Consider the following 13,974-nt stretch of genomic DNA (forward strand, 5'->3'; position numbering starts at 1 on the left):
CCTAAGATCTGTGCAATTGCTCTCGTTTTGGTAATGACATTGGGCCCTTACGATTTACTTATTATGGGCTCGCATGGAAACACAATTTCTGAATCAATAGGCGATACCTCTGCGACAAACTTTGAAAAAATAAATCATGAGGATTTTTCAATCGGTGTAAGATCAGCAAATTTGACCATATCAACCGGAGAAAAATTGATCACCGTCTTGACTGAAGAGTACAAACTTGTTGTTGAATACGCTACATATTTCGTCAATTATACGATCCACCCGTATTTCACAACCGATTTCATTTGGTATCGGAGAATGGATCCATATTATCCCGGCAATGGAACAACAGATCACTTGGGCAACCCAATAGACAACGTCAAGATGACGATTTCAAAATGGGGAAGAAATGGAAACATTGTCTGGTTTCTTGAGTCTTGTCCAGAATTCAGCCTGAACCAGAGTTTCAATTTTTTCAGAGACTACTTTGAACTCAATGTCACATATATCCCAGGGACTAAGAAAGTCGTGACGACGTATTTCATCGGTTTGTTTTCAGCATCTCGTACACTCTACAGCCTCGTGAGCGATTCAACTGGTCGGTACAATAGATACGTTCCTGGAGCACCTGAAAATACACCATCATCGAATGTGATAGGTGGTTGGTATCCGCGTAACGGGATGTTCGCACCAGCATGCGATATGAGAGCGTACGGAAGCAGTCTGGGGGTTGAGTGGGGATACAATGAGACCGTGGCGTACATCGCCTCCCCTCAATGGATGCAACCGAAGAATCCCACAAACGGCGGACCTTCTGTTTTCGGACTTAAATTCTCGTCAATCAATAGCGTTGTGCCAAATCCTGCACTCGGCACAAGCAAGACATTCCAGATGTTTGTTAGACCCTACCAGTATACCGATGGAAAGCCCAGAGGGTATGATGTCGGATACGCCCAGTGGATAGGAGCTAAAATCGCGAACGCATGGGGAAATCATGACACGCCCATCTTTCCCCTCACCATTATGGATTTGGGAAGCTGGACATCGACCTTCAGAAATTGGGTGGAAAACAGTCAGGTAAAAGTGGCCACCTATTCAAACAACCCTGCACAGATCAATTGGAATTACAAATCGGCGTCAAGAGCGAACTACAAACCAGATGATCCCACACACGTTCCGACGGCATGGCAGATATACAAGAGTCCAGGGACGCCATACACCGATTCAAGTGGTAGCGTCATCTGTAGCCCAGTAAGCGGTCCATACAACCAACAAGGCACTTTCCGATGGCATCTAATCATGAACGATTCTTCGCCTTCGTGGTGGTGGGGTTCAAAGGGCGTCTTTTGGGATATGATGGACTCAACGGACAGTCTCAATCAACCACGCAATGATTACCAGCAGAGGCCAGAGTTCGTTTTTCTGGGCTATCTTCATCTCGTTAAGGAATCGTACGCATCTGGTTATTGGGATTACGTGATCACAAACTCATACATGCCTGTGATACATCTTGCGATTGCAAGCGACCTTACTGTCATGGAAGGGTATGAACCCTCGAGCGCATTCGGCGTTTCGATGAAAGCCCAGACAATTTCCACAATGAACTTTGTGAAGAATATACCAAAAGAATACAGGCCAAATATACTTGTATATCAGTATTATGATGCAACCGATAATCCAAGTGACCAAGTAGATGTTTACAGTGCCCTATTTGGTGCTGCTAGATACGGTTTTTACATCACTCTGTACTCATATTCCTCATACGACAGCCAAATGCACAATCTAGTGATGGCTGAAGAAATGTTCAAAGCGATGGGGACTGGCAGAGATGATGATGAAAGGATTGAAGTAGCGACCCTTGATCTAGGTTCAGAAGGTTCCTCCATTACGACCAATGCGTCGATGGTAGTAACACTTGGTAGCGGATCCCCAACAGTTACATTCCTCTCGTCATTCGATAAATACACAATTACAAATCTCCATTCTGGATCAAACCAGTTCACCTTCGTCCTGCCAACTACCAAATTATACGAAAAAGGAAACGATATTGAAAGCGATGGTCGCATGACCTTTTTCCCGGATGGGAAAGCAGTTTTTCGAGGAACGATAAGCCCGGAGAAGACTGGACATATTCTTGGAAGAAACGATGTCTTTGTCTATCACCAAGTATCAGGTAATGTGACTGTTAATCTGGTACAAAAGAACAACAGCTATGCAAAACTCAACGTGAGCGCCACTGGTGGAACAACGATGATAAAGCTCGCAGGCTTTACACCCGGACAGACCTATGACATTGTTATCAATGGGCAAGTTCTCTACAAGGTCTCTGCCGATAACCAAGGCATTGTCCAGTTTACGCACGCGTATGGCATCGAGAATCAGGTCATCGTCCAGAAAGGTAGCGCCACCGACACTACAGCTCCGACTGTGGTTTCGACAACACCAGCAGATGGGGAAAGAGATGTCGAAGTAACAGAAAAGATCACTGTCTTTTTCAGTGAGGCAATGAACACTACTGCAACAGAGATGGCTTTCAGCCTCATGAGAAAGGGTTCAACAGTCTCTGGATCCGTCCAATGGAACTCCCAGAAAACGACGATGACGTTCACGCCATCAACTCTTCTCGAATACTCAACAACCTATTTCATCAATATTTCTACAGGAGCGAAGGACGTTGCGGGAAACAGGCTCATTTCGTCAATTTCGTATTCGTTTACGACAAAGGGAACCGACGAAACGACACCACCGAGAATCACTGATGTATATCCAAAAAAAGGTAGCACAGATGTCACGCTCGGCACCATGATCGTATTGACATTCAGTGAGCCTATGAACACCACAATCACATCTCGATCGTTTCACCTCACCTCGCAACAGGGAGAGACCTCCGGAAAATTTGAGTGGCTTGACAACAATACAACCCTCATATTCACCCCTGCTGGTGGCCTCCTTCCGTCAACGACCTACATGCTCCTCGTCGAATCGAGAGCATCGGATATTTTTGGGAATAACTTAACGGAGCCTTTCACGAGCACATTCCGCACGGTGGAAGACAAAACTGACGATATTCCGCCATCCATTCAATCAACGATCCCAGTGGCGGGGGCTGAAGGAGTCGATGTCACACAGGACATCATCATCGTTTTTAGTGAGCGGATGAATAAGACGTCGGTCGAAAACGCATTTTCACTGGAATCATCTTCCCAGCAGGTGCACGGGATCTTCTTGTGGGATTCCAATGCTCAAGTCCTCGTATTTACACCACACTCGCAACTAGAGTATAATACAACCTACAATTTGACGGTTCAATCGAGCGCAAGAGACATTGCTGGGAATGCTCTTGCTTCAAAATTTGAGTCCGCATTTACGACGGAAAATGGCCAAACGACGAACGCTCCCACAGTGATCGACATATATCCATTTGACGGGTGCACCGATGTCCAGCTCTCGAGCAATATTATCGTGACTTTTGATAAAATCATGGATGTAGCAAAGACTAATGAAGCAATCCATGTCATTAGGTCCGGGGTAGAGCTCACTGGTGAGAAATACTGGATGGCAAAAAATACGACGTTGGTATTCGTACCCGCGACAATGCTAACTCCAGCTTCAGAGTACACCGTAACCGTTTCGGCGTCCGCTACAGATATCTTCGGAAACCCACTTGGCAGAGATTTTTCAAGCAGGTTCACAACGACATCTAGCCAGCAAGATACCGTTCCTCCGATTATTCTGCACCAGCCAACTTCTAACGCCGAGGTCGGAAGGGTTTACGAGTTGAGGGCAAACGTGACTGATGTGAATAAACTTTCATTCGTCAAACTTTCGTATATTGATGTGGACGGGATTTATCACGAGGTTGCCATGGGACTTGGACAGTACTGCTTTGACGCAACGATCCAAGCGCAAACAAAAGAGGGGACGATCCGATATCGCATTCTCGCAGCCGACGAATACGGAAATCTGGCAACGACGCAAGAGTACTCTATTCTTGTGCGAGATACGACTTCTCCAGAAATCCAGATCGTGTCCCCGCTTCCAGGTTCTAAAATAATAGAGATCACGAATATTGAAACAATAGCTCGAGACAATTATGGTATAAGATCTGTAGAGTTTTATGTTGATGATGCCCTGGTAGCAAATGACGGACAGGAACCTTACGTGGCACCATTCAATCCGAGGGACTTCAAGGAAGGTGCACACAGGTTGCTTGTCAAGGCGATCGACCTAGTTGGCCTCGGAGCTGAGTCATCACTCGACATAATCGTTGAGCATGTGGATACTGAGGCACCGAGCATTGTAAACGTTTTTCCTCCCAACGGAATGACTGACGTGCCAGTTAACACGAGCATCACGATTACATTTAGCGAGGCGATGGATCACCAGAGTACGGAAGCTGCCATAGAGATCGAAGGTGGCGATCAATTCATCGAGTTCTATGTCGATTGGCAAAGCGATTCGTATCTGATCATCACACCAGTAAACCCACTTAATTTTTCGACTCTTTATTACATAAATATCAGTGCGACAGCGATGGATTTATTTGGCAATAGATTGATCTCAGCATGGCAGACAGTCTTCAAAACATTAGAGATCCCAGACACAAATCCACCATATGTTGTCAGTCACAGTCCAAATAATGGCCAAACGATGATCAACCTTGACGAAAAGGTCGTTGTAGTATTTAGCGAGAGCATGAACGCTACTTCTGTTGAAAGAGCTTTTCTCATGAGAAGCGGATCAGAAAAGATTGCGGGGCAATTTATATGGTCAGAGAGCAACATAGTGATGACCTTCGTGCCAGATAACTTCCTAAACATTTCGACAACATATCAGATTACGATATCTAAGAATGCAAAAGATCTTGCAGGTAATGGATTGCTGGTTGATCTCTCATTCTCCTTCACCACTTATTCGTCAATGGAGAACGGGAGTATTTCGGGAATCGTCGTCTTCGATTCAAAACCTGTTGAGGGGGTCATCGTCACCGATGGATCAAGATATGTGGCTACTGGTCCAGATGGAAGATTTTTGATTCTAGATGTACCGCCCGGAAAGTACACGATCACCGTAGCGAAATTCGGGTATGCATGTAATAAATTGGTATCAGTGACGGTCGAGAGAGGAGTCTCCATTTCCGGGATAATTTTCGACATCGAAGAGTCGCCCGGTAACTCTACGATTACTGGTATCGTCGTCAGCAAGAACGGATATCCCATTCCATCCGCCACGATCACACTGAAGGGGTTCACGGAAAAGACGTTTACCGATGAGAATGGAAGATTCATCATAACTGGCGTTCCACCTGGAAACTATTGGATAAAGGCATCAAAGCTTTTCCACAAGAGTACCACCATTTCGGATATCAACATCAAGGCGGGAGAGGATTTAGAAATCGTTCTCATCTCTTTGACATCCAATTTTGAATCGACCACACCACAATCTTATGGTGAAAATACAAACCCCGCAGACGGTGGTGTTATCTTATCAATCGCAATGGGGGCTGGAGCACTCGCTCTGGCAGGAGCCATGATCATGAAAAAGCCATGGCGTTCCGAAAAAACAAGAACAAATGCCAGGTATGAATTTGAAAGAGATGCGTCAGACGAATCCTCGAAAGAGATTAGAATAGCCCAAATAAGGCGAATCGACCAACAATTCGAAAACAACACGTTCTTGCAAGATCAGAAGAAAGAGAACCTGGAAAGAGATGATGGGCAGAAAACAACGGATTTTGTGCGGATCAAGAGCAACATCGATCCAAAAGGAGAGGAGGATTTCGAACGGGGATTAAAGGAATTAGAACGACTTGTCTGATACAATCCTCCCTAAGAGGAATTGATGCGGGGACATTGAATATAAGAGATGGGGTCCTACGGCTACCTCAAGAAGCAGTCAAAGGATCATCGCAAGGCCGATAATGAGGCCACATTCCAATGATCTAGAAATGCCATTGAGGACGACACAATGAAACTTCGAATAGAGCCACCCCAAAATGATTGCGAAGATAAAAACGACAAGGCAAAACTCAATCAAGCCCCACAGAGCGCTTAGCCCGGTGTCTAGCAAAGCGGGAATGACGATTGATTGTGTCCTCGAACTAGTCGGTTCCATGTTTTTTTGCAACCCACTTCTGAAAAATACTTCCTCCATATAACCGAAAAAAATTGCTATCGGCAACAATGGCAGAAGCAGATCCGTTCGGACAATTCGAGCTATTGTTCCATGAAGCACGGAAAAACTGACGATACCAAAGCCGATGCCAATCACGATTGCAACAGCGATCCAATAGCGTTTATACGGCAAGCAATCAACAAATGAAACATTGGACAATAGCAGCGCTAAAAAGAACACAATTGAAAGGACAAGAATATCGATATACGCATCCCCAGATGAGGGCAAGGAGACGGAGACAAAAGTAAATGCAGCAAGTATCGATAAGAATTTTCCAGTTTGTATTATTTCGATTTTGAGCGAGTATGCTGCCAGAGCTGTCGAAAAAATCAAAGCGATTAGCAGAGATCCGAGTGCAAAGACATAAATTACACTGTCATTTAATTTAATTGATACAAATAATAAAAGGTCTGCTACAATAATCAATGCAAAAACCAGGTATAGCTTCCAATTCAAGGCTTTATTCTTGACTGCCGACATGTTCCCATTCAATTTCTCCCCTAATATCTTATTGGTATTCATCATCATTCCACGGATTCAACGCAAGATCATTGTTACTTTGATGAAGATCAATAGGGCAACTGCGAAGGTTATTAGGAAAATAGATGGTGCCATCATTCTTGCCCTGCGGTCGATCGCCATTGATTTCACACCTTCTCTGATCAACAACAAACAAATAAGAACGAGAATACCGCCGATTAGAACCTCGTCAAGATGCGCACCTAATAAACCAACGGGCGGCGGAAACACTAAATATCCCTCCTAGACTCACAAATCATTCTGTTACTGTAACCCATAGCCATAACTCCTGAACCTTTTCCCCATACATCAGACGAAAAATAATCTTGTATTCTCCGGGTGTATCGATCGAAAATGTAAAGGTATTTTTCTGGCACTGATCAGCGGACAAAACGAATTCATCGCAATAGGCAATACCAGATTGCAAGGTTGTTGCGTTATTCCAATCGATTTTATCGTAAGATGTGATAGAAGACAGATCACCGATTCCAATTGTTAAATTATAGCTCATTTCGGTGTTCATCTTGTTGGTTATTGCGACTATGAGAGCTGACACGTCCCCAACTCTAACTGAACTTGGCAATTCATTAAGATCGCCTTCTACACCTTTGAGTTCCATAATCGCATCTCGACCTTCATACGGGCTGTAGCCAGGTCCGATTATAGCCACTGCAAGTGCCGTTGCAAACGCTAGAATAATGAAAATCAGAATAACCTTTTCCCCCTTTGTGAACTTCATGCGTGGAAGACTGACTTCGATGACAAGTTTCAATTGTTCATCAGGTGGTATCTTTGATCGTACATGATAGGCTATAGCTGAACAAGCAAATGTTAATAGAAGGATTTCCGTGGTGACGGTTCGCCAATCTAGTAAATTAGACATTGCGAGCGCAGTGCCGATGAGAGAAAGAACTATCAGACTGATAACAACACTGATTGCAAATCTCTCAAGGAAAGATATGCGCATCTTCATTCCTTTGGAACTTGAAGAAAAAGCACGTGAAATTGGCAAATCGTTGCGAGGGAAGATTATAGCCGTGATTACATACCCTGGGAAAAAGAAGATTGAGAACGTCGCCAAAAGCCAATTGATAGGGTGACCTGGTACGACCGCTGAAAGACCACATGCTACAACAACGGTAGAACATGCGATGAGGAGATCATACGGCTTACCTGGCGCTGCAATCGTGATAGTTGGCACTTTTTCAGCCTGAGTAGAAATCGCGGTATTATTTCAAGTAATCTACTGTCGGGACTTCGCAATCAATGAATCTATGATATTGTGCACCCGTTTTCCTACTACCTCCCATGAGTACTTTTCATCAATGAGTCTGCGCCCTTCGGAACCAATCCTCTCTCGAAGTGCGTCGTCGGTGAGTAACCTCATGAATTCGTTCAGGAACGAGGATTTGTCTCTTGCGACGAGGCAATTCAATTCGTGCTTCAGCTCTGGCATTCCTACCGTTGCAACTTCTGTGAGAATTGTCGGCTTTCCTGCTGAAAGCATGTCTACAACCTTTGTGAGAACTCCGACTCCGCGCCAAAGCGGGGCAATGCATATATCAGAAGCGTGAAGCCATAGGCAAAGACCTGGGTCAAAGGGAACGAACCCAAGATGTTTGACATTTTCTGGCAGTCTCTCAGGTTTTGCCCCGCCCCCAGCGATGCAAAAAACTACTGACGGAAATTCTTTTTCTACTCTTTTTGACAACACTTCGATAATAAAATTGACCGCCTCCATGTTCGGCTCATAGCTGAGAGTTCCAAAAAAGAGGACAATCACTGTATCGCGCGGAATGCCAAGAATCTCCCTCACCATTTCTTTCGACTTCGCATTTCTATCCATTATCTCTGTATCGGCGCAGATCGGAATAATGTGAAACTTATCCATCGAAAAACCCATTCGGGCATATTCGTCAAAGTCTGTTTTTGAAACCACAAAAATTTTCGAAACGACTTTGTGAAGATACTTTTCCATTAAAATGTTCGCCGTTGAAAAGACTCTTGATTTCCCCATCGCCTCAGAGTACAATTTTACGTTCCCATGGTTGTCCCATACGGAAGGCTTTCCACTAATTTTAGCAGCAAGCGCTGATGCCAATGCAAAGTATGAGTTCTCAGCGAAAACGAGGTCGATGCCATTCGTTCTGATTGCTTTGATAGTCCCGAGAAAAAGCAGAAACTCGTCAATTGTGAAGAAAAAATACCTCAGGAATTTATTGTATTTTTGATCGTAGACCAGATGATTTAATTTACTAGGAGAAATGGGATAAATATCATAATATTTGGAAAGTGCAAGGAACATTTTTGGAACACGCTCGTTTGTGGTCACGGGCAGGGAAACAGCTGGAACGAATGCGATTCTCTTCCTCTTGGAGTTGAAGTGCTGCAATTCAGGCCTCCTTATAGATCTTTAAAAATCTGTCGGCGGAGACTTCAAAGTCGAATTCACGTTCAGCAAGATTCCTCCCGATGCTCGCCATTTTTCTAATACGGTTACTGTCCGTTACGAGAGTTACGAGTTCTTCTCCCATTCTTGCAGAATCGCCTGACAACATGACGCCAGCACCCTTATCGATAATGTCTGTCTTTATTCCTCTTCCAAAGGATGATGCGATCGGCACTCCGCATGAGATCGATTCAATAGCGACAAACGGGAAAAGATCGATTCTGCTTGTAATCAGCAAAAGGTCCGCGACATTGTAAAGAAGGGGCATCGTATTGTGTCTAAAAGGTTGAGTGATCAAGCGTATATTCTTCTTCAGATTCAATGAATCGATGAGTTCGCGGAGCTTCCCTTCCTCAGGACCAACACCTTGGATAATCAAAATGGAATTTGGGAGTTCTCTCACCACATTAACCATCGCCACTATGAGTTTGTCAATCCCCTTAATCCAATCAAGTCTCGAGACCGAAAGCAGGACGAAATCCGCATCCTCAATCCCAAGTCTCTTCCTGCATTGGTATTTGTCCATAGGTCTAAAATTCGTCGTATCTACGCCAGAGTGCACAATCTCTCTCAATTTATCCTGCGGAAACCCACATGCAATAAGATGCGATTTTGCAGAAAGGGAGCGAGGAATTAAACCGGAGATCCCATCAATCATCGCCCTCTTGCTGAATTTATAAAAAAGGGATTGAACCATCCCAGCTGGTTGCCTCATGAAAACATCGATCTCCTGCCAGACAAAATGACGAGCTTCAATGGATTTTGCTCCCAGCCATGAAAGTACTGTCCCAATCTGGAACAAATCTGACGCTTGAACGACATCGTAATGCTCTCTCGCTATTTGCGTAGCAAGCGAAGGCGTGAAGGGCATGAAAGGAGCTGGGATCGCTGATTGCAATCTCGTAGGGAGATAGTGAACTCGCAAATTTTCATCAAAGACAACCTGCTCCAACGGACGAAATGCATCGGCGACAAAGATGTCAACCTCGTGTCCCCTTGAAGCAATCCTCTTACCCATTTCAAGAATCTGAATGCCAGAGTCAGTCGCAGGTCTTAGGTTATTGGCTTTGAATAGAAGACTGGGATCGGAGAGCACATCCGAACTCTTTGTTATCAGATTGACAAGTCCAATTTTCATCCTGCCCGCCGACCTTTGTAGATTATCCAATACGCGCCGTTATCAAATACCTTATTGTAATTCCCACTTTCGTTGACATAGTGCTGGTAAATGAATTCCATACCGTATTGTCTATACCACAACTCAGAAGTTCGATCGAATATGATGGCCCCCGCTGTCCTGTTTGATGTGAAATTCTCAAGTTTCAAGGGATAAGCGTTGAAGAGGTAAATGTTGTAAAAATTCTTGGGCGGCAAACCACTCCATACATCGGAAGGGAAGAATCCGCCGATAATGAACGATCCATTAGCAATATTTTGATTGATGTAATCTGATGCTTCAAAAGACTCCTCGCTGACGATATAGAGACCCTCCTGATAAAAGAGGGTACTAGCGCACGACATGGAGATAAATATCAAAAAAATCCCAATGGCTGACCCAATTTTTTTCTTTTCAATCCGAACATAGAATATCGCGACGATAATGGATGCACTCAAGACGAGGAAAAGGAGACCGCGATCATAAAGCTGCCCCTTGAACAGCACGATGTCCAAAAGACCTACGGCAATTGGCAAAATAATCAGTGCGATAATCATTGATTTAATACTTGACCGCCTCTTTTTCGCTGAAAATGCGTAAAGGAGTAACGCAAAAAACGCCTGGAGAAGAAGAATGAGGATGAAAACCAATCGAATCAAAGGCGCGACACTAAAAATATTCCCAGCCGTTCTCATAGTGACGGTGCCCGTTGCTGCCATGGGTAAATAGACAAGATACTGGAGCCGATTCACCACTTGATCTAATAGAATTGTTGAGTAGGTGATCGAACCTGTGAAGAGCCACAGGAACCAAATGAGGAAAAAAACTGGAAAGGGCCATGTTCTTTCAAACTGTTCACCACGTGTTTTCATGACGACTCTTTTCATCCTCAAATAGATCTCTCTGATCAGAATCCCGCCAAGCACAAATAGTACTGTGGTCGGATGAGAGATCACAATGAATAAAAAGGCGAAGATTGCAATGAGCGTCCATATTACTGTTTGTCTTTCAAGAAAGACGAAAACAAAAAGCCCTACAGCAAAACCGATCGATTGAGGCGAAAAATGCAGTTGAATCCAAACATCGCCAAGAATAGCAATAAAAAGGGCGTATCGATACTCGACACTGGGCACATAGGTTCGAATGAAGAAATAAAGGGCCAAGAGAGTAAAGAGTGCCGAAAAGAGTGGGTAATACTTCAGGAGTATCAAAGAAGGCACAGATGCGAGAATTTCGTAAGACGCAGTAACGACAAACATACCTGGGTAATTATATGCGTAAGAATAAATCCCCAAATCTTTTAGCCCTCCACTCATAGCAATTTGCGACACTGGAACAAAATGAGAATAGCTGTCCCAAATCGACGGGTATCGTTCAAAGAAAACGGGAGCGCACCATAGCGAGAGGAAGAGAAAAGATGTGACAAGAAGAAAGAGATGCTCATTCATGAGGTTCCAGCTGAGAACGACGGAGAAAACGATAAAGAAGATACCAATCCAATAGTATATCGGCAAAACCTCTAGTAGGCCGAACTGAAGAGTTTCAGGCAACCATTCGTATTCAACCCCAATGGATGAGACGACCACAATCGTGAAGCCAGCGAGAGAGAGTAATGCGATTAGGAGCGGCCTAATCTGATGAGTCTGATTGGAAAATGAAGCATTTTCTCTTTGCTTGCTATCGGACAATCCGAGACCTTCTGTGACCATAAGACTGCATCCTTATTGACCCATGCACGACAGTCTTTGTGCAATCAAGAACTTAGCTTTCGGGATCATTATAACAGTTTCGCATATCTCCGACTGGTCGAGTAGAAATAGTCCCTCCCCAATACCAACTATCAATGTGGCTCCCCGGCCATTTAGCTCTTTCAGCTCTTGCGGTTTTACCGGTCATCGAGGCTATAGCCTCCAAGAGAAGTGTGAACCGGATTCAAGTTCTCGCATTTCTCTTCTTCTTCTCCGTCTTTCCAGATTTCTTGCACATCGGTGAACTTCGGATTCTGACTCATAGTCTCCTCGGTCTCAGCCTTTCTGTAGCCATTATTACTTTACTAATATGGAAACTGGTAGGAATCGATCGGATCCTCTTGTCCATCACAATCGTAGCATCAGGACTTCATCTTTTAGGGGATTGGATCTTTGGACATTTCTACCCCTTATTCCCATTTTCCACGCAATATTTCTCAATCAACAATTTCAACACACTGCTGAATATGAGAACAGAGTTATTATTATTCATACTGGTGCTGCCTTTTATCTTTCTCGTCTTAAAAAAGGCGTATCGAGACACCAACTCCATCAGCTACCCGCCGAAACAACGGCATATTGCACTCGTCATGGTATCAGCATTTATGTTGATGGGCACCGTCCAAACGATATTATTTTTCGGAATGAGTGTGCAACATGCTCCTACGCTGACTTCCATATCCCTATTCATTACATATCCAATTATTCTCTTTCTCTCGATTTTGATCGCTATCGCGATCAGCAAAAAGGGCTTTTTATGAGAAATATTGTGGAATTGCAATAGCCCCTTTCATTTTCAATTCCCTAGGAAAAATCCAGTGCGAATGCTGCGGAAAGGATCGTTCGATGACCCTCTAACTATATTACTTTCAAAAAGATGGGAAAAGTTTATTAATATTGTGTAGCACATAAGTAACTGAAATTTGCCTCTTGGAAAACTTGGGTTTTTCTGGAGCAAATTGAGAAAGAAAGATCGATTAATTGGATGAAGACTCTTCAGGGGGGACGGATACGAGAAGCGACATATTAGTGGATATTCGGAGTAACTCCTCTGGGATCGATCTCAAAACTGGGAGAGGAGTGAAAGATGGAGAAAGTTGTCGTTATTATCCCAACTCTCAATGAAGAGTGTCGCATAGGCAACGTCATTGATGGACTTTTGGAAATAAGAGATCAACTTACAGACTTGCAGCTTGAGATCATCGTCGTTGACGGCGGATCAACGGATAAGACCACCGAGATTGCGAAACGAAAGGGAGCGAGAGTTTTTGTCCAGAACGGCAACGGTAAAGGAAATGGAATGCGACAGATCTTTGCGTTAGGAAACCCTCAGGAGGTGGTCATACAAGCCCTTTCGTTGAGTTCCGATGTTGATTCAAAGCTTCACACACTTCTAACACTCCTTGGCTCACGATATATCATGATGATGGACGGTGATGGCACTTATCTTGCATCTGATCTTATAAAGGTCCTTGAAGCGCTTCGCAGAGGATATGATGTCGTAATGGGTTCAAGATTTCTCGGAAGAATTGAGAAGAATGCGATGAGGAGATTGAATTACCTAGGCAATCTCATGCTCAGTTTAATCGCATCGATTATTTATCAGAAAAAAACGACAGATCTCTGCACGGGCATGTGGGGTTTTAGCACACAGGCTCTCAGGCAAATGGATCTCGATTCGACCCATTTTGACCTAGAGGCAGAGATGTTCGCTGAATGCTCAAAAAGAGGATTTAGAATAGGGGAGGTTCCCATAAATTATCTACCCCGGGCGGGCAATTCGAAACTTATCCCTACCGTTGCTGGTTTTGCAATCTTCAAGAAACTCATTCAAAGACGATTTGCTAGCATGGGAAGCAAAATTGCCAAGACGTCTGAAACAAAGAAAAAAGCTATCACTGTGGAAGTGCGTTGAATACTCAGTAGGCAATTGCTGAAAG

8 protein-coding genes are annotated in these 13,974 nt (G+C 44.0%); 2 read left to right on the top strand and 6 right to left on the bottom strand.

Features of this window, described 5'->3' with window-relative positions:
* The first annotated feature begins 195 nt into the window (after positions 1-195).
* Entirely contained in the window at positions 196-5,805 is a 5,610-nt protein-coding gene (locus QHH00_00385) for an Ig-like domain-containing protein (GenBank protein MDH7507841.1), read from the top strand.
* Between the two features lie 78 nt (positions 5,806-5,883).
* Here the strand turns inward: QHH00_00385 and QHH00_00390 are convergent, their stop codons facing one another.
* Genes QHH00_00390 through QHH00_00415 form a run of 6 tightly spaced genes read right to left on the bottom strand, consistent with a single transcriptional unit; the run spans position 5,884 to position 11,995 of the window.
* On the bottom strand, positions 5,884-6,642 hold the full coding sequence (locus tag QHH00_00390) for a CPBP family glutamic-type intramembrane protease (protein MDH7507842.1): 759 nt from the start codon (positions 6,640-6,642) through the stop codon (positions 5,884-5,886).
* Between the two features lie 57 nt (positions 6,643-6,699).
* Entirely contained in the window at positions 6,700-6,912 is a 213-nt protein-coding gene (locus QHH00_00395) for a hypothetical protein (protein MDH7507843.1), read from the bottom strand.
* Positions 6,913-6,937: 25 nt separating this feature from the next.
* Complete coding sequence (locus QHH00_00400; GenBank protein MDH7507844.1) at positions 6,938-7,882, bottom strand: DUF1616 domain-containing protein; 945 nt, start codon at positions 7,880-7,882, stop codon at positions 6,938-6,940.
* Between the two features lie 42 nt (positions 7,883-7,924).
* The gene (locus tag QHH00_00405; protein MDH7507845.1) at positions 7,925-9,073 is read right to left on the bottom strand and encodes a glycosyltransferase family 4 protein; all 1,149 of its coding nucleotides are present in this window, start codon (positions 9,071-9,073) and stop codon (positions 7,925-7,927) included.
* A gap of 1 nt (position 9,074) precedes the next feature.
* Positions 9,075-10,268 carry a glycosyltransferase family 4 protein gene (locus QHH00_00410; protein ID MDH7507846.1) on the bottom strand — a complete coding sequence of 398 codons (1,194 nt, stop codon included), beginning with the start codon at positions 10,266-10,268 and terminating at the stop codon, positions 9,075-9,077.
* A complete protein-coding gene (locus QHH00_00415) occupies positions 10,265-11,995 on the bottom strand; it encodes a hypothetical protein (protein ID MDH7507847.1) in 1,731 nt (576 codons plus the stop codon). The genes QHH00_00410 and QHH00_00415 overlap by 4 nt, the downstream gene beginning before the upstream one ends.
* A gap of 1,126 nt (positions 11,996-13,121) precedes the next feature.
* On the opposite strand from QHH00_00415, the gene QHH00_00420 reads away from it, so the two are divergent.
* Positions 13,122-13,949 carry a glycosyltransferase gene (locus QHH00_00420; GenBank protein MDH7507848.1) on the top strand — a complete coding sequence of 276 codons (828 nt, stop codon included), beginning with the start codon at positions 13,122-13,124 and terminating at the stop codon, positions 13,947-13,949.
* The last annotated feature ends 25 nt before the right edge of the window (positions 13,950-13,974 follow it).

The sequence above is a fragment of the Methanomassiliicoccales archaeon genome (genome assembly GCA_029907465.1).
Lineage (GTDB): Archaea > Thermoplasmatota > Thermoplasmata > Methanomassiliicoccales > JACIVX01 > JACIVX01.

Coding starts and splice junctions, on each gene's coding strand:
- QHH00_00420 (MDH7507848.1), top strand. CDS start 13,122: ATGGAGAAAGTTGTCGTTATTATCCCAACTCTCAATGAAGAGTGTCGC.
- QHH00_00410 (MDH7507846.1), bottom strand. CDS start 10,268: ATGAAAATTGGACTTGTCAATCTGATAACAAAGAGTTCGGATGTGCTC.
- QHH00_00390 (MDH7507842.1), bottom strand. CDS start 6,642: ATGTCGGCAGTCAAGAATAAAGCCTTGAATTGGAAGCTATACCTGGTT.
- QHH00_00415 (MDH7507847.1), bottom strand. CDS start 11,995: ATGGTCACAGAAGGTCTCGGATTGTCCGATAGCAAGCAAAGAGAAAAT.